The sequence below is a fragment of the Roseibium sp. HPY-6 genome (assembly GCF_040530035.1).
In the GTDB taxonomy this organism is placed as follows: Bacteria; Pseudomonadota; Alphaproteobacteria; order Rhizobiales; family Stappiaceae; genus Roseibium.
Window position 1 is genome coordinate 664,232 of record NZ_JBEWCD010000003.1, and the last position, 25,500, is coordinate 689,731.

24 protein-coding genes are annotated in these 25,500 nt (G+C 58.1%); 15 read left to right on the forward strand and 9 right to left on the reverse strand.

Features of this window, described 5'->3' with window-relative positions; translation table 11 throughout:
* Nucleotides 1-129: 129 nt before the first annotated feature.
* Entirely contained in the window at nucleotides 130-891 is a 762-nt protein-coding gene (locus tag ABVF61_RS29130) for a tellurite resistance TerB family protein (protein WP_353997111.1), read from the forward strand.
* 127 nt (nucleotides 892-1,018) lie between these two features.
* Here ABVF61_RS29130 and ABVF61_RS29135 read toward each other — a convergent pair whose 3' ends face one another.
* Nucleotides 1,019-2,122, reverse strand: coding sequence for a citrate synthase/methylcitrate synthase (locus ABVF61_RS29135; protein ID WP_353997112.1), 1,104 nt, complete (start codon nucleotides 2,120-2,122; stop codon nucleotides 1,019-1,021).
* Nucleotides 2,123-2,199: 77 nt separating this feature from the next.
* Here ABVF61_RS29135 and ABVF61_RS29140 point away from each other — a divergent pair, with 77 nt between their 5' ends.
* Nucleotides 2,200-3,369, forward strand: a complete 1,170-nt coding sequence (locus ABVF61_RS29140; RefSeq protein WP_353997113.1) for a citrate/2-methylcitrate synthase — start codon at nucleotides 2,200-2,202, stop codon at nucleotides 3,367-3,369.
* A gap of 71 nt (nucleotides 3,370-3,440) precedes the next feature.
* Nucleotides 3,441-4,334: an AEC family transporter gene (locus ABVF61_RS29145; RefSeq protein WP_353997114.1), complete on the forward strand. Its 894-nt coding sequence runs from the start codon at nucleotides 3,441-3,443 to the stop codon at nucleotides 4,332-4,334.
* On the opposite strand, the gene ABVF61_RS29150 is transcribed toward ABVF61_RS29145, so the two are convergent.
* The 5 genes from ABVF61_RS29150 to ABVF61_RS29170 form a co-directional block, all read right to left on the reverse strand.
* A complete protein-coding gene (locus ABVF61_RS29150) occupies nucleotides 4,331-4,807 on the reverse strand; it encodes a GNAT family N-acetyltransferase (RefSeq protein ID WP_353997115.1) in 477 nt (158 codons plus the stop codon). The genes ABVF61_RS29145 and ABVF61_RS29150 overlap by 4 nt on opposite strands.
* 5 nt (nucleotides 4,808-4,812) lie before the next feature.
* A complete protein-coding gene (locus ABVF61_RS29155) occupies nucleotides 4,813-5,646 on the reverse strand; it encodes an isocitrate lyase/PEP mutase family protein (RefSeq protein ID WP_353997116.1) in 834 nt (277 codons plus the stop codon).
* A gap of 240 nt (nucleotides 5,647-5,886) precedes the next feature.
* On the reverse strand, nucleotides 5,887-6,351 hold the full coding sequence (locus tag ABVF61_RS29160) for a DUF1203 domain-containing protein (RefSeq protein WP_353997117.1): 465 nt from the start codon (nucleotides 6,349-6,351) through the stop codon (nucleotides 5,887-5,889).
* Nucleotides 6,352-6,424: 73 nt separating this feature from the next.
* Nucleotides 6,425-7,594, reverse strand: coding sequence for a hypothetical protein (locus ABVF61_RS29165; RefSeq protein ID WP_353997118.1), 1,170 nt, complete (start codon nucleotides 7,592-7,594; stop codon nucleotides 6,425-6,427).
* A 67-nt stretch (nucleotides 7,595-7,661) separates the two neighbouring features.
* Nucleotides 7,662-8,138 carry a GNAT family N-acetyltransferase gene (locus ABVF61_RS29170; RefSeq protein ID WP_353997119.1) on the reverse strand — a complete coding sequence of 159 codons (477 nt, stop codon included), beginning with the start codon at nucleotides 8,136-8,138 and terminating at the stop codon, nucleotides 7,662-7,664.
* A gap of 101 nt (nucleotides 8,139-8,239) precedes the next feature.
* Here ABVF61_RS29170 and ABVF61_RS29175 point away from each other — a divergent pair, with 101 nt between their 5' ends.
* From ABVF61_RS29175 to ABVF61_RS29230, 12 genes are all read left to right on the forward strand, one after another.
* Nucleotides 8,240-9,853 (forward strand): GMC family oxidoreductase, encoded by a 1,614-nt coding sequence (locus ABVF61_RS29175; RefSeq protein WP_353997120.1) that lies wholly within the window; start codon nucleotides 8,240-8,242, stop codon nucleotides 9,851-9,853.
* A 65-nt stretch (nucleotides 9,854-9,918) separates the two neighbouring features.
* Nucleotides 9,919-10,680 carry a molybdate ABC transporter substrate-binding protein gene (modA, locus tag ABVF61_RS29180; protein ID WP_353997121.1) on the forward strand — a complete coding sequence of 254 codons (762 nt, stop codon included), beginning with the start codon at nucleotides 9,919-9,921 and terminating at the stop codon, nucleotides 10,678-10,680.
* A 45-nt stretch (nucleotides 10,681-10,725) separates the two neighbouring features.
* Nucleotides 10,726-11,433: a molybdate ABC transporter permease subunit gene (gene modB, locus ABVF61_RS29185; RefSeq protein WP_353997122.1), complete on the forward strand. Its 708-nt coding sequence runs from the start codon at nucleotides 10,726-10,728 to the stop codon at nucleotides 11,431-11,433.
* Nucleotides 11,420-12,511 carry a molybdenum ABC transporter ATP-binding protein gene (modC, locus tag ABVF61_RS29190; protein ID WP_502950028.1) on the forward strand — a complete coding sequence of 364 codons (1,092 nt, stop codon included), beginning with the start codon at nucleotides 11,420-11,422 and terminating at the stop codon, nucleotides 12,509-12,511. Before modB ends, modC begins: the two co-directional genes overlap by 14 nt.
* Nucleotides 12,512-12,568: 57 nt before the next feature.
* On the forward strand, nucleotides 12,569-14,371 hold the full coding sequence (locus ABVF61_RS29195; protein WP_353997124.1) for a sensor histidine kinase: 1,803 nt from the start codon (nucleotides 12,569-12,571) through the stop codon (nucleotides 14,369-14,371).
* 4 nt (nucleotides 14,372-14,375) lie between these two features.
* Nucleotides 14,376-15,710: a sigma-54-dependent transcriptional regulator gene (locus ABVF61_RS29200; RefSeq protein ID WP_353997125.1), complete on the forward strand. Its 1,335-nt coding sequence runs from the start codon at nucleotides 14,376-14,378 to the stop codon at nucleotides 15,708-15,710.
* Nucleotides 15,711-15,864: 154 nt separating this feature from the next.
* The gene (locus tag ABVF61_RS29205) at nucleotides 15,865-16,296 is read left to right on the forward strand and encodes a carboxymuconolactone decarboxylase family protein (protein ID WP_353997126.1); all 432 of its coding nucleotides are present in this window, start codon (nucleotides 15,865-15,867) and stop codon (nucleotides 16,294-16,296) included.
* 10 nt (nucleotides 16,297-16,306) lie between these two features.
* Nucleotides 16,307-17,212, forward strand: coding sequence for an RNA polymerase sigma factor SigJ (sigJ, locus tag ABVF61_RS29210; protein ID WP_353997127.1), 906 nt, complete (start codon nucleotides 16,307-16,309; stop codon nucleotides 17,210-17,212).
* Nucleotides 17,213-17,442: 230 nt separating this feature from the next.
* Nucleotides 17,443-18,450 (forward strand): DctP family TRAP transporter solute-binding subunit, encoded by a 1,008-nt coding sequence (locus tag ABVF61_RS29215; protein ID WP_353997128.1) that lies wholly within the window; start codon nucleotides 17,443-17,445, stop codon nucleotides 18,448-18,450.
* A gap of 102 nt (nucleotides 18,451-18,552) precedes the next feature.
* Entirely contained in the window at nucleotides 18,553-19,257 is a 705-nt protein-coding gene (locus ABVF61_RS29220) for a TRAP transporter small permease (RefSeq protein ID WP_353997129.1), read from the forward strand.
* A 4-nt stretch (nucleotides 19,258-19,261) separates the two neighbouring features.
* Nucleotides 19,262-20,863: a TRAP transporter large permease gene (locus tag ABVF61_RS29225; RefSeq protein WP_353997130.1), complete on the forward strand. Its 1,602-nt coding sequence runs from the start codon at nucleotides 19,262-19,264 to the stop codon at nucleotides 20,861-20,863.
* Nucleotides 20,864-20,992: 129 nt separating this feature from the next.
* Nucleotides 20,993-21,640, forward strand: a complete 648-nt coding sequence (locus tag ABVF61_RS29230) for an MSMEG_1061 family FMN-dependent PPOX-type flavoprotein (protein WP_353997131.1) — start codon at nucleotides 20,993-20,995, stop codon at nucleotides 21,638-21,640.
* A gap of 84 nt (nucleotides 21,641-21,724) precedes the next feature.
* Here the strand turns inward: ABVF61_RS29230 and ABVF61_RS29235 are convergent, their stop codons facing one another.
* The 3 genes from ABVF61_RS29235 to ABVF61_RS29245 form a co-directional block, all read right to left on the reverse strand.
* Nucleotides 21,725-22,006 carry an SCP2 sterol-binding domain-containing protein gene (locus tag ABVF61_RS29235; RefSeq protein ID WP_353997132.1) on the reverse strand — a complete coding sequence of 94 codons (282 nt, stop codon included), beginning with the start codon at nucleotides 22,004-22,006 and terminating at the stop codon, nucleotides 21,725-21,727.
* A gap of 241 nt (nucleotides 22,007-22,247) precedes the next feature.
* Nucleotides 22,248-24,047, reverse strand: coding sequence for an IlvD/Edd family dehydratase (locus tag ABVF61_RS29240; RefSeq protein WP_353997133.1), 1,800 nt, complete (start codon nucleotides 24,045-24,047; stop codon nucleotides 22,248-22,250).
* 79 nt (nucleotides 24,048-24,126) lie between these two features.
* Nucleotides 24,127-25,377, reverse strand: coding sequence for an HAD family hydrolase (locus tag ABVF61_RS29245; RefSeq protein ID WP_353997134.1), 1,251 nt, complete (start codon nucleotides 25,375-25,377; stop codon nucleotides 24,127-24,129).
* Nucleotides 25,378-25,500: the final 123 nt, after the last annotated feature.

Below are 25,500 nucleotides of genomic sequence, written 5' to 3' on the forward strand. Positions count from 1 at the left end.
TTTCCGGTCGGCCACGATGAGCTTAAAACTGTACGCGAATGTAACGCAATCTTGCGGGATCGACAGAAAATCCCATTTGTTAGGGCGACTGTGATTTGCCCCGCGAGGGGCCGTTGAAGGGAGCTATTGATGTTTGACGCAAAATCCTTGCTGGACCAGTTCATGGGCGGCCAGTCCGGGGGTCAGTCCGGCGGCCAGTATGATCGCCGCGGCGGCGCGGCTGCCCAGCGCGGTGGATCGGGAGATCTCCTATCGCAGGGCAAGGATTTTCTTTCTTCGCAGGGCGGCGGTCTTGCGCTTGGCGGCTTGGCCGGTTTGATGCTCGGCTCGAAATCCGGCCGGAAAATCGGCAAGAAAGCGGTAACATACGGTGGCCTCGCCCTGGTGGCCGGACTTGCCTACAAGGCCTATCAGGGCCACAAGGCAAACCAGCAGAACGCCCCGCGCCCGCAGTATCCGCAGGATGAACCGATCCCGCTGGAAGCCCCGCGCGGCACCGCATTCGATCCCGCACAGCAGCCTGGCGGCGAAAACCAGTTTGCCGTTGCGCTTCTGACGGCGATGATCTCGGCGGCAAAGGCCGATGGTCATATCGATCGGGAGGAACAGGACAGGATCTTCGAAAAGATCGACGAAGCTGGTCTCGACAGCGAAGCCAAGGCTTTCCTGATGGACGAGTTGAGATCGCCGCTTGATCTCGACAAGGTCGTTGCCAGTGCAAGTTGCCCGGAAACAGCAGCTGAAATCTATGCTGCTTCGCGCTTGGCCATTGATCCCGATCACCCGGCGGAACGGGCCTACCTGCAGATGCTGGCGGCGCGGCTTGGCCTTGAAGAAGGCCTGATCAATGAGATCGAGCTGGCCGTCCGCGAAGCGGAGATGGCCGGCTAGGCCATCCAGCGCATCTGAGCGTTATTGGATGCTGTCCCGGGCCTGATCCGGAACCCTCAGCTTGAGGGACCGAGGCCCCGGCTTAAGGCCGGGGCAGCTATATTGGGGTTTCTTCTCCTATTGAACTCTACTCCGGCATTGGCCCTACATAGTGTGATGCCGGGCGAATGAGTTTGCCATTTCGCTGCTGCTCCAGAACATGAGCACACCAGCCTGGTGTGCGCCCGGTGGCAAAGAGCGGCGTGAACAGGGAGCGGTCTATGCCGATCGCATCCAGGAGCACAGCGGTGTAAAACTCCACATTGGTGTCGAGCGGGCGATCCGGCTTTGCTTTTTTCAGCGCTGCAAGTGCCGCGCGTTCAATGTCCTCAGCCAGCCCGACTTTCGGATTGTCGTTTCCCAGCAGCCTGAGCCCGGCCTTGAGAACATCCGCGCGTGGATCCCGGGTGCGATAGATCCGATGTCCGAAGCCCATGAGACGTTCCTTTCGCGCGAGCGCGCCACTGATCCAGGTCTCGGCATTTTCGGGTGCGCCGATTGCGTCGATCATGTCAAGAACTGGCCCGGGGGCCCCGCCGTGAAGCGGACCACTTAGAGCACCCATCGCACCGAGAAGCGCATGCTTCATGTCCGCTTGTGTCGATGCAATGACGCGCGCCGTGAACGTGGAGGCGTTGAGGCCGTGATCGAGGATCGTGACGAGATACCGATCGAGCGCATCCACCCGGGAAGCGGGTGGTGTTTCGCCTGTCAGCATGCGCAGAAGATCGGCTGCGGCCGGCAGGGAACTGTCAGGTGCCAGGGCACGCTGCCCGCTTGCGAGCCGATAGGACGCCGCCAGCAGCACCGGCAGCGCCCCTGTGATTGCGATTGCAGCGTCCCGCTCGGTATTTTGCGGAAGTGCACTGAGCCCGAGCTGCATGCGTTCATAGATGGACAGTTTCTCCGGCGCGCTTTCCAGAAGCGGAACCAGCGCGAAGGCGGCAATGCGTGCTTCTCCAAACGCAAGCCTGAGAGCATGCGGATCCGTGTCAACGAGGCCCTGCCAGAGATGGGCGACCGCCTGTTCGAACGGCACCTCGCCTGCAAGGTCTTCTATCTTGCATCCGCGCAGGATCAGCAGGCCTTCTTCACCGTCGACATCGCTCAGACTGGTGGTAGCGGCAACGATCCCTTCCAGGCCGGCAATCGGATCCTGGGTCATGTGAGCCGGATTTGGCACTTCTGTCATGGTCAGCTCCTTTTTTAATCCGTGCCTGATAATGGATTGAGATTGCATTGATCAATGTTGACAATTAAAATCAATATATGAGCACGCCCATCTATCTTTCCGCGCGGGAGGCCGCTGCCGAACTCGGCGTCCAGCCTGCAACGCTATATGCCTATGTCAGCCGGGGCCTTATTGCGTCGGTCGCCGGACCCGGAAAAAAGCGGCGGTACGACGCGGCGGATGTGCGGCGTTTGAAAGGACGCCGGCAGGTCGAGGACCACACCGGAGCCAAACCCCTGACAGGGGACCCTGTTCTGGAAACCGAGCTGACACTGATCTCCGAGGAGGGGCCGGTCTACCGCGGCAGACTGGCAAGAGAGCTGGCCGAAACGTCGACACTCGAGACTGTTGCAACATTGCTTTGGGCCTCGGGTGACGATCCGTTTGCCAACAACATACCCAAGCCGCCACCCGTGTTGCCCGCAGGTCTTGGTGCCCTGGACCGGCTGATGATGGCGCTGGCCGCCTGGCCGCTTCAGGACAAGGCCGCTTATACACTCGCGCCCAAACTGCTACAGGCAAAAGGAGCCGCGTTGCTGCGCTATTCCGTAGCGGCTCTCCTGGGTAAAGAGCCTGTCGCGGTCCCGATCCACACACAGATTGCGTCTGCATTCGGCGTTTCAGCCTCTGCCAAAAACCTGATCCGGGCGGCGCTGGTGCTATGCGCTGACCACGAACTCAATACCAGTTCGTTTACGGCCAGATGCGCGGCGTCGACACGCGCGCCACTTCATGCGGCCCTCTTGTCGGGTCTGGGTGCCTTTGCAGGGCCCAGGCACGGCGCAGCGCCGGACCGCGCAACGGCCTGGCTTGCGGAGATCCAGCCGGATACGGATATCGAAGCCTTGCTGGCGGATCGGCTCGCACGCGGCGAAACGTTGCCCGGCTTTGGACATTCCGTCTATCAGGGACGCGATCCGCGAGCCGACTGCCTGCTCGACATCTTGTTCCGGACGGAAAGCGGCCACCCCTTTGTGGAGCGCTTGCCCGGGTTGATTTCATCTGCTGACGATCTGTTCGGATTACCGCCGAACATCGATCTGGCTCTCGCCGTGATCCAGAAAACCTATGAACTGCCCAGGGACGCAGGGAAGATCATTTTCTGTGCCGGTCGCATGACGGGATGGATCGCGCACGCTCTGGAGCAATATGCTTCTCATGAGAAAATTCGCCCGCGCGCAGCTTATGTCGGGGAACGGCCTGAATAGTGCCCGGGAGAGTTGATTCGCCTCACACCTAAATTCTATTTTGGAACAACGGCAGGGTTGGGAGGAGCAGCGTGACGGGTATCATCGAACATGTCGCCAATGTCATGGTGCCTGTTCTTCTGTGTGTGCTGCTTGGGTATGCGCTGGCTTATTTCAAAGCGCCATTCGACCGGAAACTCTTCGGATCGCTTGTATCCAATGTCGGCTATCCGACGCTGATCCTGTCTCATCTGGCAAAAGAACACGTTGCGCTGCAAACCTTTCTGACGGTCCTCGCTGCTGCTGCTGCGATGGTCGCAATCTTTGGCTTGCTTGGTTTTGCGATCCTGAAATTGATGCGCATTTCGATCAGGGCCTATCTCGCGCCGATGATGCTTTCCAATGTTGGCAATATTGGTCTGCCGGTGGCGACCCTTGCCTTTGGAGCCGAGGGGGCGGCCGTTGCGATCGGGTTTATCGTTGTGGTTCTCACGGCAATCTTCACGATCGGCATTGCGATCCCCATGGGCAAGCCCGACTTCAAAGCCTTGGCCCGGCAACCTGTAGTCTATGCCGTATTTATTGCTCTCATTCTTCTGGCAACCGGATGGAAAATCCCAGATCCGGTCGATGAAAGCCTTGAGATCCTCGGCGGACTGGCAATACCGATCATGCTGCTCACCCTTGGCCACAGCCTGGAAACGCTGAAACTGAGCGGGGTCTCCCGCGCGGTCATACTGTCGCTAGCCCATATCGGGATCTCGGCGATTGCCGCCTTCGCGATCACACACGTCCTGACACTCGATGCGACGATCGAAAGCGTGATCATCCTGCTCTGCTTCATGCCGCCGTCAGTAGCGACTTATCTTGCCATCTCCCAGCACCAGCCGGAGGAAGCGCACGGCGTTGCCGCGTTCATATTCGTGTCCACCTGCCTGACGCTGGTCACGCTTCCGATCGTGTTGACCTACTGGGCAACGGGCTAGCTGTCCGGTTCGAATTGAAAGCGCATGTGAACGATGCGCTTATCGCCGCGCTGTTCCTCGTGGGTCTCGACATAGCCGGCGCGCTGGTACCAGGCACGATTTTCCTGCATCAGCACATTCGTATAAAGCCGTAGCTCGGAAAACCCCAACTGCTGTGCCCTGTGATGTGCCCATTCGAGCATCCGGCGCCCAAAACCCCCACCCTGGCAATCAGGGTCAACGGCGATGCTCTCGATCATCAGGTGATCGTCCTGTGGAACCAGTACGAGGCTTGCCGCGATGTCCGGACCGGCGCGCAAAACCCAAACTTCTGCACTACGGATCAGAGCGCCATAGTCGGCCGTCATTGGCAGCGGGACTGCGTTCATCACCGGAATGAATCTCTCATAGGCACGCCGTGCGAGATCGCGAATGGCCGCCTCATCTTGCGGCAAAGCCCGTTTCGGGTCGATTGCAGGTTCTGCCGGTTCCATTCGCGTCAGGGCCGGGCTTTCATGAAGGATTCAAAGTCGCTCATTCCCTGTGCGCGATCGAAACAGCCGAAAGAACCGCCGTCCTTCATGTCTTCCGCCGCGGCGACGAAAGCACCCAGGGCAATGCGCGCAAGTCCGGCGCCGATGGAAACCCGCGCAACTCCCATATCGGCGAGTTCTTTTCGCGTAAGATGGAAATTCTTGCGGCCTGCCAGCACGTTCATGGGTGTTTTGACGGCAGACAGCACGGCCATGATCTGTTCCTTGTCCTTTAATTGCGGTGCGTAGACACAGTCCGCTCCGACGTCGACAAAGGCATTCAGTCTTTTGATCGTCTCATCAAGCTCATGCTGGGTCTTTACCGGACCTTCGCTGCGTGCCGTCAGGACAAAATCCGGCGCGATGCGGTTCTTGGCGTCAACAGCCGCCTTGATGCGTTCGACGGCTTCTTCAAGCGGATAATAAGGGTTGGCCGGTTTTGTCGTGTAGTCCTCAATGGAGCACCCGGCCAGGCCGACTTCGATGGCTCCCTCGACGGTTGCGACGACATCTTCTGGACTGTCGCCAAAGCCGTTTTCAAGATCTCCATTCACCGGCAGACTGGTTGCGCTGATGATATCCGCCGCATGGCTGAGCGCCGCATCGCGAGTGATAAGGCCTTCGGCATCCCGGACCCCCTGCGTCCAGGCGTAGCCAGCGCTGGATGTCGCCAGGGCATCGAAGCGCATGCCATCAAGAATGCGGGCGGAACCGATATCGAACGGGTTGGGCATCAGGAAAGCCCGTCCCTTTTCGTGTAGAGCCTTGAAAGTGGCGCGACGGTCTGCAGCGGTCTGCATTTTGAATTTCTCCCATTGGTTGTATTGCGAGAATTCTTTTATTCAGAGTTTATAGCGGGAATCAGCCTGGTCCGCCAACGCTTTCAAATCCGCACTCCGGACACCAGAACCAGTTCGCCTAAAAAACAGGTACCTGTTGGGCGAGGCTTCAAGACCCTGTCGCCTTTGGGTTCCGAAACGAAAAATGGCACCCGGTAAGAGGTGCCATTCCTGTTCGAACGCCGTTCGATAGCCTCTAAACTAGTTGTCCGCACGCGTTACTTTTGCTGCGAAACACCCGCGCCGGGCGAAATGCAAATGTAGATACGCCACCTTTGAATTGGCGAAGAATGTGGAGATCAGATCCGTGACCTCCTCACCATCGACAACCTCCGCATCGATCATTTCGTGATTGGAATCGAACGCCCGGACCGAAAGCAACCTGCTCGCTATGGACGGCGGCACGCAATCCGTATCGGGGCGGTGCTCCTTCGCGCCGTCGGCGACAAAAATTGCGTGACGCGACCGGTAGGGTGTTTCCGCCGGCTGATGCTCAAAGTTTAACAGCAGAACTCTTTCACCTTGGGCAGCGTCGGATAGTGAGACCCGGCAGGGAGATGCACCATTCGAGATGTGAACCTGAATGTTGCGGCGTGCCAGTTCTTCATCCGAAAGACCGTAGAATTGCGAAAATTGCTCTGCTGGAAGCGGGTGGATCTGAAACATGGGTGAACTCCTCATTCATTCTGAGGAAAGCCTAGGATCCGGTCCTTTTGAACGCGACCCGATTTGCGAGCCGTCACGCGTCGGATGTCTGCTGGCGATGCCAGCTGACCAGCAAGATCATGCCCATGATGAGGAGGTAGGGCAGATAGAACCGGGTTTCATAATGCGGAAAAACCAGATACTTGGCGCAGATCGATGTGAACACCGCATAGAGCAGTACCAGTGACCTTTGATCCATCTTTCCCGGGGAAATACAGCGGGCAAAAAACATCGCAAGCGCGAACAGGACGGCAATCCATGTAAAGCCCATCAGGGCCCTGACTGTCGAACGCAACAGCATTTCGACATAGGTTCCGACGGAAAACGGAGGATCGAAGCCTTCGAGCGTCGGCACGTATTCAATATGTGTGAACCACATATGGATCCACCAGCCCGGGTGATCCGAGCCGCGGGTCAGCCAGAGATAAATTGCAAGGCAAGCGGCAAAGCACCCCGTGATCGACCAGCGGCCCGGCCCGTAGATCGCCGCGAAAACAAAAAACACTCCGATAAATGCCAGATGATCGGGACGGACGAGAAACGCTCCGATAAGACAGAGGGCCGCCGGGATATCCAGGCGTTCCACGTAAAAAAGAGCGGCCAAGAGCAGGAAAAACGTCGCATAGAGATCCGGTGAAATGAGCTGGGCTGCGTATCCGAAGGACGACAGCATCAGCATCGCAACCACGACGGGCCCATACACCAGCGTTCCCGTTCTCCCCATCCAGGCCAACAATACGCCGCCGACCGCAACAACCGACAGTATCGAGATCAGTCGCAGTGCCTCGACCGGTCCGGTAAACGGTGCGAGCAGGCGCGCCGTTTCCACATAGAGAACCTTGAGCCGGTAGAAGCCGAGCATCGTGTGGAAGGCATCCGCGTCCTTCGCCTGATGGATACGGTAGGGCCGGTCTTCGGTCAGCGTTGTGTACTCGCCGTCTGAGATATTCTCTCGAACAAGCGCGTAGGTTTGAGCGTGCAGGGTGCCAATGTTGTCAGTCTCAGGCTCAATGATTGCTGCCGTGTAGGCCAGCATATCCCAGTTGGAGACCGGGAAGATGTGTATCACGGCAGCTGTCATAAGAACGAAGAGGGCAAGGATCCCGGCACCGAGCCAGCTGCGCAACGGTCGGTAGATACGGCAAATGACGTGATACACCGTCAGAAAAGTGCCTTCCAGGCTGCGCTGTACTGAGTTGGACATCCCCGAAGCCTCGCTGACATAACGAGATCAGTTGTCGCAAAGTCTCGTAAGAATTATGTAAACGCGATCACCGCCCGCGTCTTGCCATGCCAAGGGAACTCGGAGCGGTTTCGCGAAAACCGAACTGCTCGTAGAGGTGATTTGCCGGAACGTCTGCGATCAGGCTCACATAAATGGAAGGTGGCAGCCTTGTCTCGATGAAGGAAGTCAAAGCTTCCATGATTTTCTTGCCAAGGCCCCGGCCCTGGAAATCCGGATGGACGATAATGTCGGCGACTTGAACAAAGCACCCGCCGTCACCCACGAGACGTCCCATGCCGATGGTCCGATCCTGGTCAAGCAGCATCACTGAATAGAGGCTGTTTTTGAGCCCGATGTCGGCCGCATCCCTGTCGTAAGAGCTCAATCCTCCGGCAGCGCGAAGACTTAAATAGGTGTCTGTATCGGATATCTGCTCTGACAATCTGATTGTCATGTCGGCTTGTCTGCCTCTGAAGTAAGTGAGCGTATCATTGCCTGTATGCGGCCAGTTTGCAGCTGCCATGGCGAACTCCGTTCGCGAACGAGGCCTGTTTCTACTGGTGGCTAGCTTGACCACTGCGTTCTCTCGTGCCTCCATCGGGCAAACAAGGTGTGGGAGGATAGATGCAGGATCTCGGTTCATGGGACTATGTAATTGTCGGCGCGGGAACTGCAGGGTGTGTTCTTGCCAACAGGTTGTCCGAAGACCCGGATGTTAAGGTGCTTTTGCTCGAAGCCGGCAAACGCGACAACTATATCTGGATCCATATCCCGGTTGGTTACCTTCATTGCATCGGCAATCCTCGCGTTGATTGGGGCTTCAAGACCGCCTCCGATCCCGGGTTGAACGGGCGCTCGTTGCTATATCCGCGCGGCAAGGTTCTGGGCGGCTGTTCGTCGATCAACGGCATGATCTACATGCGCGGACAGGCCTGGGACTATGATCATTGGCGCCAGCTCGGGCTAGCCGGATGGGGATGGGACGACGTTCTCCCATACTTCAGAAAATCGGAAGACCACTACAGCTGGGACGATGACCATCATGCGCAAGGCGGAAATCTGCGTGTTGAAGAGCAGCGGATGTCATGGGAGCTGCTTGATGCGTTTCGCGATGCGTGCGAGCAAAACGGTATACCTAAGACCCGGGATTTCAACGGCGGCGACAATTTCGGATCAGCCTATTTTCAGGTCACCCAGAAATCGGGCCTGCGGTGGAACGGGGCAAAGGCTTTTTTAAAGCCGGCCGCCGACCGGCCCAACCTTCGTGTACAGACTGAAGCCCATGTTGAGCGGATCCTGTTCGAAAACGGCATGGCAACAGGGCTCAAGCTGAAGGTCGCCGGATCTGAGGCCAAAGTGCAGGTTGACGGTGAACTGATTGTTGCGTCCGGCGCCATCGGCTCGCCGCAACTTCTTGAACTGTCAGGAATCGGTCGGCCGGATGTTCTCAAGGCAGCAGGCATCGAACCGCTTTCGGAAAGTCGCAATGTCGGCGAAAACCTGCAGGACCACCTGCAACTGAGACCGGTTTTCAAGGTGAAGAACGCCCTCACCATGAACGAACTTGCCGGCAGCTGGGTCGGCAAGGCGAAGATCGGGCTTGAATACCTCTTCAAACGCTCCGGTCCGATGTCTATGGCGCCCAGCCAGCTGGGTGTTTTTGCCCGCACGGATCCGTCGTTTGAGACGCCCAATGTGCAGTATCACGTGCAACCGCTGTCACTGCCCAAGTTCGGTGAGCCGTTGCATGCTTTCCCGGCGATGACGGCAAGTGTCTGCAACCTTCGCCCGGAAAGCCGGGGCAGCGTTCACATTGCCTCGACGAACACATCAGACCAGCCGGACATAAAACCCAATTACCTTTCGGCAGAAGCCGACAAGCGGGTAGCCGCTGACGCCATTCGCCTGACCCGCAGGATCATGGCGTCCCCCGCCATGCAGCCTTACGAACCGGAGGAGTTTCTACCGGGGCCCGATTACACCAGCGAGGATGAGCTGGTGAAAGCGGCAGGGGACATCGGAACGACAATTTTTCATCCGGTCAGCACCTGCCGGATGGGTACCGACGAGGCGTCGGTCGTTGATGGCCGTCTGAAACTGCGGGGGTTTGAGAACATTCGTGTGGTGGACGCATCGGTCATGCCGTCCATCACATCCGGCAACACCAATGCGCCCACGGTCATGATCGCCGAAAAAGGGTCTGACATGATCCGGGAAGACCGGCGGGCAAACGCATAAGAGTGCCGTTGAAGACTTGAAGCGGATCAACTAGCAATCGGATCGACGCCAAACCCGGAGCACGGATGCTTTTACGCCTGATCCTCTTTGTTACCCTTCTGACCGGGCCAATTCCGATTGCGGCCGCCGGGTCGGATTTGACGGTTTTTGCGGCCGCGAGCATGCGTGAAGCCCTTGAACGCATTGGCTCTGCATACGAAGCCGACACCGGCAAAAGCGTGGTGTTTTCGTTTGCGGGAACGGGAATACTCGCACGACAGGTGGAAGCCGGTGCACCGGCGGACATCTTCGTGTCCGCTGACGCTGACTGGATGGATTATGCAGTTGAAAGGGACGCCGTGGATCCCGGGTCGGTCCGGCAGATTGCGTCCAACGCGCTCGTTTTGATCGGGCAAAAAGACGATGAACCCCTTTCGCTGACGGCAGCGGTGCTTGATGGCCGTCTTGATGGGGAGCGATTGGCGATTGCCGATCCGGACACGGTGCCGGCAGGTCGCTACGGCCGCGCCGCCCTTGAAGACTTGGGCATCTGGCAAAGTGTTTCCGGGCGTCTAGCGCCCATGGAAAACGTGCGTGTTGCGCTGGCATCGGTCGCGCGTGGTGACACACCGCTTGGGCTGGTGTATCGGACAGACGCCGTTATCGAGCCCGCCGTATCCATTCTGGCCGAGTTGCCGCTTTCCAGCCATCCGGAGATTCAGTACCTCGCCGCACGCACGTCGTCGGGATCAAGCGAGGCGGCGGACGCGTTCCTGGAGTTTCTGACCAGCGAACAGTCACAAGAAATCTTGCAATCTCTGGGGTTTGTGACCGATAAGGTGGATTAGACCGCTGACCTTGCGCGGTCAGTTTGATCTACAGACCGGGCGCACGTGAACGTATTCGATCTTCAACCAGACGAGTGGCAAGCTCTCTTGCTGACCTTGAGGGTCGCCGCAGTGGCGCTCGCAGTTTCCCTGCCTCTGGCCGTGCTTGTCGCCTACCTGCTTGCCCGGTACCGCTTTCCGGGCCATGGCATTGTCAATGCGCTCGTTCACCTGCCGCTCGTTCTGCCACCCGTTGTCACCGGGTATGTTCTGCTGCTGGCGTTCGGGCGCAAAGGACCGGTCGGATCGTTTCTGGAAAACGTCTTCGGCATCAGTTTCGCTTTCAACTGGACGGGCGCGGCACTCGCGGCCGGCGTGATGGCGTTCCCACTGATGGTGCGCCCGATCCGCCTGTCTTTCGAGGCTGTCGATCCGAAACTCGAAGAAGCTGCAAAATCTCTGGGCGCACGCAAGGTCGTCAGCTTTCTGACCGTAACGCTACCGCTGGCACTGCCCGGCATCCTAGGCGGCGCAATTCTCGGATTTGCCAAGGCAATGGGAGAGTTTGGCGCTACAATCACCTTTGTCTCGAACATTCCAGGCGAGACCCGAACGCTTGCGCTCGCGCTCTACACGGCAACACAGACACCGAGCGGCGACCTCGCGGCTTTCAGGTTGACACTGATCGCAACTTTCGTTGCCTTTGCGGCCCTGATCGCATCGGAGTTGCTCGCGCGCCGCTTGAAGGCGCAGCTGGGAGGTGACCGTGCTTGACGTCGACATCTCCGGCAAGGTCGGTACGCTTGAGTTTCAGGCACAGTTTGCCAGCGACGGCGGGGTAACTTCACTGTTCGGACAGTCGGGTTCCGGCAAGACAACGCTGACAAACATGATTGCCGGGCTCGTCAAACCTGCGTCGGGGCGGATTGCCTTGGGGGACAGGGTCCTGTTCGATGCGTCCAGGGGTATTGATCTGTCCGTCCAGGCGCGCAGGATCGGCCATGTTTTTCAGGACGCGCGCCTTTTCCCGCATCTGAGTGTGAAATCAAACCTGACCTATGCGCGCTGGGCCGGCAGGCGCAGCGGCACCCGGGATTTTACCGAGGTTGTCGAACTGCTCGGCCTGTCATCTTTGCTCGGGCGCAAGCCTGAGACACTGTCCGGTGGTGAGAAACAGCGTGTGGCGATTGGGCGGGCACTGTTATCCGACCCCCAGCTGCTGATCATGGACGAACCATTGGCAAGCCTCGATCAGGCGAGGCGGAACGACATATTGCCTTATCTCGATCGTCTCTGCGTCGAGGCAGGCCTGCCGATCCTTTATGTCAGCCATTCCATTGAGGAGGTGGCTCGGCTCTCCAACACGCTCGTCATCCTTTCCGATGGCCATACACCCGCTTACGGCCCTGTCGCGGATATGCTGACACGGACGGACCTTGGCCGTGCGACCGGCCGCCACGAGGCTGGTGCACTCATCCATGGGACCGTGACCGGCCTGGATACCAACTGGGGGCTGACCTTCGTCGATATTGGCGGCGCGGTTCTTCAGATACCCGATCTGCCCGCGAAATCCGGCGATACGGTCAGGCTTCGTGTGAGAGCAAGAGACGTCGCGCTCGCCGTCGAGCCGCCCCGGGGCCTTTCGATCCGTAATGCCTTTGAAGCAAGGATTACCAGTATTTCCGAGGAGTCAGGACCCTATGCGGAGATCCTGTGCGCGCTTGAGGACCAGATTATACGGGCACGTATCACGCGGGCGTCTGTTGCAGACCTCAAGCTTTTCATCGGCAAGGACGTCACCGTCCTGATCAAGAGCGTTGCGATAGACCGGCGGCAGAGAAGTCTTGTTTAGGCTATTTTTCGCGCGCCGGATGTTAGGCTGTTTTGGTCAACTTCACGGCAGAATTTCGTGCAGTATACTGGTGTGATGATACGCAGACCCAAGCGCCTGACCTGGCGCAAGCTGAAAATTGCGATTGGAGCCGGTCTGGTTTTAGCCTCACTGATGATTGTGTGGCTCACAGGGCTGGCCAGCCTGCGCATCACACTTGCCGAAGCAGAAACCCGCGCTGCAGCCAATCTCGCGGTTCAGACGGCGGTTCTGGAGCGCCTCCTCGACAAATTCCGTCTGCTCTCGCCCTTGCTGGCGCGGGGCCCTGAAATCGCGCGGCTTGTTCACGAGGAAAGGACCGATGCCGAGCCTGGAATTGCCGCGATCGCTGCGGGGATGTCCGGTGCGGAGGAAATCTGGCTGATGGATGCTTCCGGCCGTGTGATCGTTTCCAGTCAGGACAGCGTGCCGGTCAACGCGATCGGCGGGTCGCAGATGATCCCGAACGCTTTCATGCAGGCAAGACAGGGCCAACTGGGCCGGGAGCTGATCCCGGGCACACCGGGCACGCCTTCGAACTATGTCTTTGCATCACCTTTGCGGCGCGGCGAAAACTTCCTCGGTGTTCTGGCCGTTCGTGTGAACCTGGACGATGTCGAACAGGCCTGGGCATTGAGCAAGGATCCGATCCTCGCGCTTGATGGCAGAAACCGGGTCGTGGTTTCCAATGTACCCGCGTTACGCGGCATGACGGCAGACAATCTTGATCCAAGCTGGAATGTCGCGGACCTCTCCCTTGCCGGGCGCATGCAGCTGCTGCTTCCGGCGGCGGGTGCCGCCAAGCCTTATATGCAATTGACGGCCAGTTTGCCGGTTCTGGAATGGAAAGTCAGGACGCTGGTCGATATTGAAGATGCGCGGCAACAGTCCGGCTGGGCGATGGTGGTGGCACTTCTTGTCTGCGTCATAGCCGCAGGTGGCATCTGGTTCCTGATTGCGCGGCGGGAGGACTTTGTGCGTGAAGAACGGCGCAACAGGGCCGCCGCGCTACGCCTGGAACGGCGGGTTCAGAGCCGCACAGCGGAACTGCGCCGGGCCAATACACATCTGGAGCGAGAGGTTGGAGAACGTCAGCAGGCCGAGGCCAACTTGCGTCAAACGCAGGCAGAACTGGTGCAGGCAGCAAAACTGGCTACGCTCGGGCGCATGTCGGCAGCACTCAGTCACGAGTACAACCAGCCCCTGGCCGCCATACGTTCAGATGCCGAAATCGCCGAAATGCTGATTGACCGTGGGCGTGCGGAAGAAGCCAAGGGCAATCTGACACGCATCGGCGGCATGGTTCAGCGCATGGGTGAGATTGCCAAGACGCTGAAAGGCTTCACCAGAAAGTCCGGGACAGATATCAAGCCTGTTTCACTCCGCCAGGTCATCGACGAGGCGATGCTCTTGCTGCAGCCACAGATCAAGCAATCGGGCTTCGCACTGTCCATGGACCTGCCGCCGGAGGATATCATCGTCAAGGGGGGGCGCATCCGTCTGGAACAGGTAGTTATCAATCTTCTTTCCAACGCGCTCGACGCGGTCCAGTCGCAGCCGGCACCTTTTATCAGCCTGTCTTTGACGCGCGAGGGAAATGAGGCCGTCCTTGAAGTTGCGGACAATGGCCCCGGCATTGAGGAAGAGGTTCTGCCACAGATTTTCGATCCTTTCTTCACCACAAAGGACGTTGGCGCCGGGCTCGGTCTGGGCTTGTCGATCGCCTATAAAATCGTTCATGACTTCTCCGGATCACTGAAAGCGTCGAATCGCGACGGTGGCGGAGCCGTCTTTACGATGCGCTTGCCGGTGGCGGACGAACATATTTTGGCAGCGGAATAAGACTATGGATCAGGCGACAGTCCTGTTGGTTGATGATGAAGAGGCTTTGCGGGGCTCGTTGAGCCAGGGACTTGAGCTGACCGGCCAGGATGTTTTTGCGACAGGCAAACCCGAAGAAGCCCTCGAACGCGTGAAGCGCGACTTTTACGGCGTTCTCGTCACTGACATTCGCATGCCTGGGACAGATGGCTTCCAGGTGATGAAAAACGCGTTCGAAATAGATCCGGCGCTGCCTGTCGTCCTGATCACCGGTCATGGTGATGTCCCGCTGGCTGTTGAAGCGATGCGTGCAGGTGCCTACGATTTTCTGGAAAAACCCTTCACCGTTGCCTATCTGGCGTCGGTAGTTGAACGGGCGCTCGAAAAGCGCAGACTGGTGCTTGAAAACCGGAAACTGCGCGAGGAACTGGCGGACAGAACCGGACTGGAGAGCCGCCTGGTGGGGCGGACCGCTGCCATGGATCTGCTGCGAAAAAACGTGACGGCGCTTGCTGCGACCGACGCCGATATTCTGATCCTCGGCGAAACAGGATCCGGCAAGGAGGTCGTCGCCCGGGCGCTTCACGATGAGGGCCCGCGCAAGGCAAAGCCCTTCGTGGCGCTCAATTGCGGCGCGCTGCCCGCCGAGATTATCGAATCCGAGCTGTTCGGCCATGAAAAGGGAGCGTTTACCGGGGCGAGCGGACAACGGATCGGCAAGCTGGAACATGCCCATGGCGGCACTGTCTTTCTCGATGAAATCGAATCCATGCCGCTTGAGTTGCAGGTCAAGCTGCTGAGAGTGATCGAGACGCGCACGATCGAAAGGCTCGGGTCAAACAGGCCGATCGAGCTCGATGTCCGTTTCATCGCGGCGACCAAGGAGGATCTCGAGGCTGCCGGCAAGGACGGTCGTTTCCGCCTCGATCTCTTCTACCGCCTGAACGTTGTGCACGTCGCCATTCCGCCCCTGCGGGACCGGCTGGAAGACATACCGCTTTTGTTTCAGCACCTCGCCGTTGAAGCACGAGCGCGCTACCGGCGCGAAATTCCCGATATCGGCGAAGCTTATCTTGCCGAACTCATGGCGCGCGACTGGCCGGGGAATGTGCGCGAACTCAGAAACGTCGCAGACCGGTTCGTTCTTGGGCTTGAACAGCAACCTGAACCGCAATCGCAAAACGGCGCCAGCCTCTTCGAGCAGGTTGCTTCCTACGAGCGCACGCTGATCGCGGCTGAGCTCAAGCGCAACGACGGTGTGATCAAACCGACATATGAAAACCTGGGGCTTTCGAGAAAGGCCCTTTACGAAAAAATGCGCAAATACGGACTGGGAAGAGACGAGGCCGAGCCGGTTTGATCTCAGCGGGGGGCACCAGTTGCAACTCGATCCTGTCTCCAGGCGGCTACGCAAGAAATCCAGCACCAAAATAATTCAGGACTTTTCGTCACAAAGCGAAGTGCTGGCTCGTCAAAGGAGTGTCACTCCCTCAAACTTCATTCGGAAGACACTTATGACGACTTCAAATTCCATCAACTATCAGGACTTCATTCCCTCAGTCTTGCAGCAGTTCGTGGCTGCCAACGGCGAAATCAGCAAGACCGAGCTTGACCCGAAACTGCATCACCTCCTGGATCTGCGTGCATCGCAGATCAACCAATGCGCCTTTTGTGTGAAAATGCACACCAAGGAAGCATTGGATGACGGTGAAAGTCAGGAACGGCTGCAGCGTCTCACCGTTTGGCGGCATGTCGGCGACTTTACGCCAGCGGAAAAAGCCGCGTTGGCCTGGACCGAAGCCTTGACCTCGCTTGATCAGAAGACAGACTATTCAGCTTTGAGAACCGATCTTCGGGTACATTTTTCAGACGCAGAAATCAGTGCCATTACGTCTTGTGTGGCGATGATCAATCTCTGGAACCGGATCCAGGTGTCAAACCATTGACGTGGCAATAATGTCCAGCAGCGATCTTTTTGAAAAGACAAGGCCGCGTCTGCTCGGCCTTGCGTACCGCATGCTCGGATCGATGGCCGACGCGGAAGACGCGGTTCAGGATACCTTTGTCAAATGGCAAAGCGTGGAAGGAGACGAGGTCTCAAATCCCGACGCTCTGCTAACCACGATCTGCACAAACCGTTGCCTGGACTATCTCAAGGCCGCACACAGGAAACGGGTCGACTATGTCGGCCCGTGGATCCCGGAACCGTTGCAGACCGATGCCGGTTCGGATCCTGAGACCGATCTGGACCGCGCTCAGTCGCTGACGACCGCGTTTCTCATGCTGCTTGAAAGGCTGACCCCGAAAGAGCGGGCGGCCTACCTGCTGCGCGAAGTCTTCGGCAAGCCCTATGCGGAAGTCGCCGAGACGCTTCAGCTGAGCGAAGCCGGATGCCGCCAGCTCGTTTCACGCGCAGCCCGGTTCGTCCGGTCGCAGTCCATCAGGTCGGTCCCAAGCGCCGCTCAGCAAAGCGCCCTTCTCAAGGAGTTCATGTCCGCACTTGCGACAGGGTCAACAGACAGGCTCGCCGGCCTTTTGGCGGACAGTGTTGAGCTGCGCACCGACGGTGGCGGCAAGGCAACTGCGATCACCCGCACACTTCAGGGATCAGAGGCCGTTTCGAAGTACATTGCCAAAATCCTTGGGCGCTTGTGGGACAAGGGCCAGACCTTCGAAATTGAAATCAACGGTCAGCGGGGTCTGGTGGAATACGAAGGGACAACCATCGTTACCGCAATGACACTGGGGTTCACGGAAACGGGACGGGTAGGCCAGGTGTTCATGATCCGCAATCCCGAAAAACTCGCTCGCCTTGAGAAGCTCATGCATCATGACGCCAAAAGCGGTGCGCTCTGGAACTGAATTATGTGTCGATTTCGACACATCGTGCAAAATTGATGTGTCAATGAGTACCCATTTTCTGCGTAATTTCTTCCCGGTGACCGGATGACGCCAAAGGCGCTGGGTTGAAAAACCTGCATTTTTGGCCTGTCGACGTGAACTGGCACATGTTTTGCCAACGACTAAGCGACCAGCCGCTGCGCTGTCCGGCCTGAACGGCCGTCATACTGAAATGTCTGGGAGGACATCCAATGAAAAAGTTTGTAATCGCCGCTGCGGCAGCAGCTTCCTTTGCCATGACATCATCCGCCCATGCGGCCGATGAGTGCGGCGACGGCGAAGTCGTCATCAAGTTCAGCCATGTGGTTGCCGCTCAAGGTCACCCGAAAGGCGAAATGGCAGCTGCGCTTGCCGACCGTATCAACACCGAGATGGACGGTAAGGCCTGCATGCAGGTGTTCCCGTCTTCGCAGCTTTTCGACGACAACAAGGTGATGGAAGCCCTGTTGCTCGGCGATGTCCAGCTTGCGGCACCGTCTCTGTCCAAATTCGAATCCTACACGCTGAAGTACCGTGTCTTCGATCTGCCGTTCCTGTTCTCCAACATGGATGCCGTGACCACGTTCACCAAGGGTGACAAGGGTCAGGAACTTCTCGGCGCGATGTCCGACTACGGTTTCGTCGGTCTTGGCTATGTCTTCAACGGCCTGAAGCAGTTTTCCGCTGACAAGCCTCTCGTGCAGCCGACCGATGCCAAGGGCCTGAAGTTCCGCGTGCAGACATCTGACGTGGCGGTTGCCATGATCGAAGCACTTGGTGCAAACGCGCAGAAGCTGGCGTTCAAGGAAGTCTACGGCGCACTGCAGACAGGTGTTGTGGATGGCCAGGAAAACACCTGGTCCAACATCTACACACAGAAGTTCTTCGAAGTGCAGGACGGCACGACCGAAACCAACCACCAGCTGCTGACCTACCTTGCCGTGACTTCCCAGGAATGGCTGGACAGCCTGGACGCGGACGTCAAGGACCAGTTCCTGACGATCTTCAACGAAGTCTCTGACGAGTACAATGCGCGTGCAGCGCAGATCAACGAAGAGAACAAGCAGAAGATCATGGAAAACAAGGGTGTTGTGCGCCAGCTGACCCCGGAAGAGCGCGACCAGTGGGTCGAGATCATGAAGCCGGTCTGGGACAAGTTCCGTGACGATATTGGCCAGGATGTGATCGACGCGGCTGTTGCGTCCAATCAGGCCAGCTAAGTTGCTGTGACCAGGCGATAATTCGAAGAAGGCCGACCGGCCTTCTTCGTCCATTGCCAGACTTCTTCAAAAATTCAGATACTCTCAACGGGGGAGGGTAATATGGGCTCCTGGTTGGCCACATACTGGCCGGTCGTGCTTATCGTCGTGTTTTTCTGCCTTTATGTCGTTCTGGACTATGTGTGGCCGAAATTCATCGACTCATTGGATGAGACAGTCATTGCCGTCATTCTGGCACTGATGACCCTGGTGACTTTCTCCCAGGTCGTCGCCCGCTACGGGTTCAATTCCGGCTGGGGCGGCGCGCTCGAATTCACACGCGTCCTGTTTGCCTGGCTGATTTTGTTCGGCATGAGCTACGGTATCAAGATCGGTGCCCACCTTGGCGTCGATGCCGTGATCAATCTGCTGCCCCAACGCCTTTTCCGTGTTGCAGCCCTTCTCGGAGCCGCTCTGACCATCCTCTACGCGGCGCTCCTGTTCGAGGCGGCGTGGTTCGGCGCTCTGCTGGCCTTGGAAAACAAGGGCTCCAGCGGAGGCGCCTACGCCTATGTCGCGAAATTTTACAAGCTTCCCATCGGCATGGAAGATCTCAAGTGGCCGGTCTTTATCGTCGAGTGGTTTGAGGTCAAGGAACGTGTCCCCCGCTGGATGCCTTACATCATCCTGCCGATCGGTCTGGCCTTGCTCGCCTATCGGGCGGCCCAGGCCTTTGTCCTGATCCTTCTTGGAAAGAAAGAAGCCATCATCGCCGCACACGAGGCGGAAGAACTGGTGGCCGAAAACAAAGACGTGTTGAAGGACTAGGCCGATGGAAACCGCATTTCTGTTTATTTTCGTTTTCGGCTTTCTGTTCCTGGGTGTTCCGATTGCCGTGTCGCTCGGTCTCTCCGCCGTTCTCTATATCGCGCTGTTCAGCCACGACTCCATGAGTTCGGTGGCCGTTCAATTGTTCAACGCGTCCCAGAACTTCACGCTTTTGGCGATCCCGTTCTTCATTCTGGCCTCCAGCTTCATGTCGACCGGCGGCGTTGCCCGGCGCATTATCCGCTTTTCGATCGACGCTGTCGGCTGGATACGCGGGGGTCTCGCCATCGCCGCTGTTTTTGCCTGCATGTTGTTCGCAGCCCTGTCCGGATCTTCTCCGGCGACGGTTGTGGCCATTGGCACGATCGCGATCGCAGGCATGCGCCAGGCGGGATACACCAAGGAATTCGCAGCCGGTGTCATCGCAAACGCGGGAACGCTTGGCATCCTGATCCCGCCGTCTATCGTGATGGTTGTCTATGCGGCCGCAACCAACGTTTCGGTCGGCAGAATGTTCTTTGCAGGTGTCGTGCCCGGTATCATCGCCGGCCTGATGCTGATGACCGCAATCTACATTATGGCGCGGGTGAAAAAACTGCCGGCACAGCCATGGGCTGGATGGAAGGAATTGTGGAGTTCGGTGTCGCAGGCCGCCGTTGGCCTGTTTCTGATGGTCATCATCCTGGGTGGTATCTACGGCGGCATTTTCACGCCGACGGAAGCAGCGGCCGTTGCAGCGGTCTACGCCTGCCTTATTGCGCTGTTCGTCTACCGTGACATGGGACCGCTGGCCGGCATTGGCTGGGTCGAGGACAGCGACGGTGCGTTGGGTCTGAAAGGCTTCAAGACCATCACCTATTCCGTCGTTGCCGTCTTTGTCTGGTCGGGTCTTGCCTATGCGTTCACGACCCGGGAAGCCCTGTTCGGCATCGACAGCGCCATCGTTCTGATTGCGGCGCTAATCGGCTATCCGATACTGCGGCACGGGCTTGCGCCTGCGGAACTGCCGGCGACCTATGCGGTCGGCGGCAAGGTCTGGGGCCGGAATCTTGGCATGATCGGTTGGAAATTCCTGCCCGCACTGTTCCACAAGGACACCAAGAAGGTTCTGACGGATTCATCGAAGACGACGATTATGCTGATGTTCATCATCGTCAATGCTCTGCTTTTCGCGCATACGCTGACGGCCGAACAGATCCCGCAGTTCATAACCGATTGGATGGTCGAGGCCGGGTTCAACTGGTTCACGTTCCTGATCGCGGTCAACATCATCTTGCTGATTGGCGGTCAGTTCATGGAACCGTCAGGCCTGCTGCTGATTGTGGCTCCCGTGGTGTTTCCGATTGGCTTGGAACTGGGCGTCGATCCGATCCACCTTGGCATTCTGATGGTTGTGAATATGGAAATCGGAATGATCACACCGCCGATCGGTCTGAACCTCTTCGTGACGTCCGGTATCACCGGTATGAGCCTCGTCCAGGTGGTGAAAGCCGCCGCACCGTTCGTCCTGGTGCTGCTGCTGTTCCTTGTTCTGGTGACCTACGTGCCGGCGCTTTCGACCTTCCTGCCCTACTACTTCATGGGCCCGGAGATCATCATCCAATAAGAAAGACGTTCAAGATCACCCTCATGGCGGCCGGAGACATCCGGCCGCCTTTTTCCGTTCTGGCTGTGATCTTGTTGACACCTGAAAGACGGCATTCTTTAGTTTTTCAATGACCAGAGCGAGCCATTGATGATGACTGACAAAGATCCATTTGCCGGATTCTCCAACATCGTGACGTCTTCGGATCAACTCTCGGATATCGCCGGCGATCCGCTGCCGCAGATCGTTGCAAAGGAAATACCGGTACTTGATTCCATATGCCGCGATTTCATCGCGCATGCACCGATCTGTTTCCTGGCAACCGCGAACCCGGAGGGGCACGTCGACTTGTCTCCAAGAGGCGATCCTCCCGGATTTGTAAGAGTCCTGAGCGAGACGATGCTTGCGATCCCCGACAGGCCGGGAAACCGGCGTGTCGACACGTTCCGGAATATTTTGGCGGATCCGAGAATCGGCCTTTTGTTCCTGGTACCTGGAAGAGGTGAAACACTGCGCATTCGCGGTGAAGCCAGGATTGTCCGCGACCCTGACCTCCTGGCCGCAATGGCCGTTCATGAAAAGAAACCCAAGCTTGCGCTCGTCGTCCATGTGCACAGCGCCTTCATGCACTGCCCGAAATGGGTCTTTCGCTCAAGCGTCTGGCAGCCCGACAAGTGGCCGGGCGTTGACGGGATGGCGGACATGAACGAAGCCATGGTCAAACATGCCAGGATCGCGATGAGCCCTGACGAATGGTTCGAAAATCTCAAGGAGAAGGGCGAACTGGATCTCTGGTAACTTCGACCAGGAATTCTCAAGATACCTGGAACGAAAAAGCCGGCCCAACCGGACCGGCTTTCGAACGTGCCTTGTCGGCCGAACTTAAACGATGCTGCCAAGTTTCATGGCAACGCTCATGTCACCTTCAACCTGCATCTTGCCGCCCATGAAGGCGCTTGTCGGATTCAATTCGCCGGACAGGAGGTCGGCAAGATCGTCTGCGGAAATCTTGATCGTGCAATCGGCTTCGCTATCGTCGTTGCTGACGTCGGACCCTTGCAGAAAGATCACGCCGTCACCGCCGAGATCAAACTTGACGCTCTCAGCGATACCGCCGCTGGCAACTTTTTCGCGGACACCTTCCGTGAGTGTTTCCAAGGACATAAATTGTCTCCCATCTGATTTGGCTTTCGCCTTGTGTTGCCTTTTTGAAGCATGACCTTTACGTAATCGTCAAGAGGCAATTTGGTCCAGCTGGAACGGCGCATCTCGACGTGTCAAAATCACCTGAGACGTCATCCCCAACAAACGCAGCACGAGCCGGGATCCTGCACGCCGCAGCGCTCCAAGCTTCAGGGCAAGCCGCCAGCCCCCTATCCCGCAAGTATCGCAGAAGATGGCCGACCTAGTGATTGTCGCGCGGCATTCCCCTTTTGTGCGCGACATCCTGATATTTCACCGCCGGCTCCAGCACCATGCCCTTGTCGAACTGACCGACCATGCCACGCTGGATCTCCTGCCATGGTGTCTGGCTCTCGGCGATCTTGAAACCACCGGCCGCTTCGAGGTCCTTGCGGCGTTGCGCCAGTTCCTCGTCCGATATCAGGATGTTTGCAGTGCCTTTTTTCAGATCGATCCGGACCCGGTCGTCTGTCTTGAGGAGGGCCAGACCACCCATGGCGGCAGCCTCCGGAGAAGCGTTCAGGATGGACGGAGAGCCGGACGTGCCTGACTGGCGGCCGTCTCCGATACACGGAAGCGCCGTAACGCCGCGTTTGATGAGGGCAGCAGGAGGTTGCATGTTGACGACTTCCGCGCCGCCGGGATAGCCGATCGGCCCGGTCCCGCGAATGAACAACATGCAGTGTTCGTCAATGTTGAGCGCCGGATCGTCAAGCCTGTGATGATAGTCTTCTGGGCCTTCGAATACGATGGCCCGTCCTTCGAATGCGTCCGGATCGTCCGGGTTGGAAAGATAGCGGTCACGGAACTCGTCCGAGATCACGCTGGTCTTCATGATGGCGCTGTCAAAGAGGTTGCCCTTGAGGTTTATGAAACCGGCACGCTCCATCATGGGTGCATCGAATGATTTGATCACGTCCGGCAGGTCGGTGACGATCCCCTCGCAGTTTTCGGCAATTGACTTGCCGTTCGCGGTGATGGCATTCGGATGCGGCAGTTTGCCGTGGCGCAGCAGCTCGGCAACGACGGCGGGGACACCGCCTGCATGGAAATAGTCTTCGCCGAGATATTCGCCGGCAGGCTGAAGGTTTACCAAAAGCGGCACGTCGTGACCAAGCGCCTGCCAGTCGTCATTGTCGAGCTCGACACCGACGTGACGCGCCACGCCGTTCAGATGGATCGGGGCATTGGTCGACCCGCCGATCGCCGAGTTGATGACAATGGCGTTCTCGAACGCTTCGCGGGTCATGACATCGGAGGGTTTCTGGTCTTCGTGAACCATTTCGACAATGCGCTTGCCGGTCTCGAAGGAGATGGCGCCGCGCTCACGGTAAGGCGCCGGAATGGCGGCGGCGCCCGGAAGCTGCATGCCGAGAGCCTCCGCAAGGGAGTTCATGGTTGTCGCCGTACCCATCGTATTGCAGTAGCCGACCGAGGGTGCTGCGGAGGCGACAAGATCCATGAAGCCCGGATAATCGATTTCACCGGCAGCCAGCATCTGACGTGCTTTCCAGACGATCGTGCCTGAACCGGTGCGTTCGCCCTTGTGCCAGCCGTTCAGCATGGGACCAACGGAAAGTGCAATCGCCGGAATGTTCACGGTTGCAGCCGCCATCAGGCAGGCCGGAGTGGTCTTGTCGCAACCGATCGTCAGCACGACACCGTCGATCGGATAGCCGTAAAGGAGTTCGACAAGGCCGAGATAGGCAAGGTTGCGGTCGAGCGATGCCGTAGGACGCTTGCCGGTTTCCTGGATCGGATGGACCGGAAACTCGAAGGCGATTCCGCCGGCATCCCGGATGCCTTCGCGAACTCTTTTGGCAAGCTCAAGATGATGGCGATTGCAGGGGGAAAGATCCGAGCCGGTCTGTGCGATTCCGATAATGGGTTTACCGGATTGAAGTTCCTCGCGTGTAATCCCGAAATTCAGATAGCGCTCGATGTAAAGCGCCGTCATGCCGGGATTGTCCGGATTGTCGAACCAGGCCGCAGATCGTAACTTTGGCTTGCTTGTCTCGCTCATGGCGCCTCATCCCTCAATCTTTTCAAGACAGGGGGCAGGATAAACACCACGTGCCGGAAACTGTAAAGGCAGTGATGTCTCAAACTGGTTTCAGCATATGAGACTCTTCCCTTCCGAAATGGCTTGCAAGATTGCCGGAGACTGCAAACCGTGCAAACGCAAGGAGAATGCCAAGACACCCGGCAAATACCAGTGGCGCCGCCATCAACGGGGTGAGCTGTGCCGCTGCGCATAACCCGGCACCCAGCCAGACGCCGGTGAGCACTCGTCTGGCGCCCACAGTGAGCAGGTCCCGGCGCGTGGCAAGTGCCTTCAGGGCCGGAAACGCCCCAATGTCGTCGGTCGCGCTGACAGCGATCGGTTGTGGGTCTTCGGTGGATCCGATTGTGTCGGTTTTCGAGCGCTCGTGCAGTTCGAGGCTGGTCCGGTCCTTCGAAAGCATCAGGACGAGCGGAGCAGCTTCTCCGAAGCGACGCGCAGCTGCGTCGCGTGCAGTTTCACCCGGTTCGGTCTCACCCGGGTTTTCAAGCCCCAGCATATCCGCAAGCGTTTGACGTGTGTTCTGGCTGTCATGGGTGAACAGCCAGGGTGTCAGACCTTCCTTGCGGAGGGCCCGTCCAGCAACGCCTGCGTCCTGCCGCAATGTGCCCTCAAGCCCGAGAACACCAACGACGCGGCCCGCAACGGCAACGCGAAGCACTGTCTTTCCATCCGCCTCAAGTGCACGCGCAATCGCGTCCGCCGTAAAACTGTCGATCTTGAGCCGTTTGAGCAGACTGGTTGTCCCGATTACCACCGTTTGCCCCCCCAAGAGCGCGATAACACCGAGACCCGGCGCAGGTTCGAAGCGATCCGGTGTCTTGATGGTAACGCGCCACTGCGCAGCCAGTTGACGCAAAGCAATGGCGACGGGCTCCGTTGAATGGGCTTCCGCGGATGCTGCCACGGCAAGCAGGGTCTTGGGTTCGTTGTCGAATGCCATGACATTGCTGACCATCAGATCCGGGCCCGACATGACAGCGGTCTTGTCGATGACAATGTCCTTGGCCCGTCCAATTGCGGTCAACGCGCCAGGCGCAAGACTGTGTGCCCCTGCTTCCAGCGCCGCTCTGTAAAAGATCCGATCCGCAAAGGCGTTGATGCCGTCGGCAAGGTGTGGCCACGAAAGCACCAGCACGGTTGCAAAAACAGCCGGCCATGCAACAGGATCAACAATGTACCAGCCAAGGCCTGAAATGATCGCGAGACCGCAGGAACACAGCGCTTCCCGAAGGCCGCTTTGTTCTCCCCGCGGCGGAAGTATCACGACGGCGCATGATCGAAGCAGCATCAAAAGCGCTCCTGCGATGGCGGGTCCGCTGGCCTTGTCCACGGGCAGGTCTGCGAGAAGCAGGCACACGGTGACAAGCATTGCCAGCGTACTGACAGCGATGGTGAAAAGTGTGAGCGGTCT

Excerpts from the sequence above, each read along its gene's own strand:
- ABVF61_RS29130 (WP_353997111.1), top strand. The coding sequence starts at position 130 with ATGTTTGACGCAAAATCCTTGCTGGACCAGTTCATGGGCGGCCAGTCC.
- ABVF61_RS29135 (WP_353997112.1), bottom strand. The coding sequence starts at position 2,122 with ATGACAGAAGTGCCAAATCCGGCTCACATGACCCAGGATCCGATTGCC.
- ABVF61_RS29140 (WP_353997113.1), top strand. The coding sequence starts at position 2,200 with ATGAGCACGCCCATCTATCTTTCCGCGCGGGAGGCCGCTGCCGAACTC.
- ABVF61_RS29150 (WP_353997115.1), bottom strand. The coding sequence starts at position 4,807 with ATGGAACCGGCAGAACCTGCAATCGACCCGAAACGGGCTTTGCCGCAA.
- ABVF61_RS29155 (WP_353997116.1), bottom strand. The coding sequence starts at position 5,646 with ATGCAGACCGCTGCAGACCGTCGCGCCACTTTCAAGGCTCTACACGAA.
- ABVF61_RS29160 (WP_353997117.1), bottom strand. The coding sequence starts at position 6,351 with ATGTTTCAGATCCACCCGCTTCCAGCAGAGCAATTTTCGCAATTCTAC.
- ABVF61_RS29165 (WP_353997118.1), bottom strand. The coding sequence starts at position 7,594 with ATGTCCAACTCAGTACAGCGCAGCCTGGAAGGCACTTTTCTGACGGTG.
- ABVF61_RS29170 (WP_353997119.1), bottom strand. The coding sequence starts at position 8,138 with ATGGCAGCTGCAAACTGGCCGCATACAGGCAATGATACGCTCACTTAC.
- ABVF61_RS29175 (WP_353997120.1), top strand. The coding sequence starts at position 8,240 with ATGCAGGATCTCGGTTCATGGGACTATGTAATTGTCGGCGCGGGAACT.
- modA (WP_353997121.1), top strand. The coding sequence starts at position 9,919 with ATGCTTTTACGCCTGATCCTCTTTGTTACCCTTCTGACCGGGCCAATT.
- ABVF61_RS29200 (WP_353997125.1), top strand. The coding sequence starts at position 14,376 with ATGGATCAGGCGACAGTCCTGTTGGTTGATGATGAAGAGGCTTTGCGG.
- ABVF61_RS29205 (WP_353997126.1), top strand. The coding sequence starts at position 15,865 with ATGACGACTTCAAATTCCATCAACTATCAGGACTTCATTCCCTCAGTC.
- sigJ (WP_353997127.1), top strand. The coding sequence starts at position 16,307 with ATGTCCAGCAGCGATCTTTTTGAAAAGACAAGGCCGCGTCTGCTCGGC.
- ABVF61_RS29215 (WP_353997128.1), top strand. The coding sequence starts at position 17,443 with ATGAAAAAGTTTGTAATCGCCGCTGCGGCAGCAGCTTCCTTTGCCATG.
- ABVF61_RS29220 (WP_353997129.1), top strand. The coding sequence starts at position 18,553 with ATGGGCTCCTGGTTGGCCACATACTGGCCGGTCGTGCTTATCGTCGTG.
- ABVF61_RS29225 (WP_353997130.1), top strand. The coding sequence starts at position 19,262 with ATGGAAACCGCATTTCTGTTTATTTTCGTTTTCGGCTTTCTGTTCCTG.
- ABVF61_RS29230 (WP_353997131.1), top strand. The coding sequence starts at position 20,993 with ATGATGACTGACAAAGATCCATTTGCCGGATTCTCCAACATCGTGACG.
- ABVF61_RS29235 (WP_353997132.1), bottom strand. The coding sequence starts at position 22,006 with ATGTCCTTGGAAACACTCACGGAAGGTGTCCGCGAAAAAGTTGCCAGC.
- ABVF61_RS29240 (WP_353997133.1), bottom strand. The coding sequence starts at position 24,047 with ATGAGCGAGACAAGCAAGCCAAAGTTACGATCTGCGGCCTGGTTCGAC.
- ABVF61_RS29245 (WP_353997134.1), bottom strand. The coding sequence starts at position 25,377 with ATGCTGCTTCGATCATGCGCCGTCGTGATACTTCCGCCGCGGGGAGAA.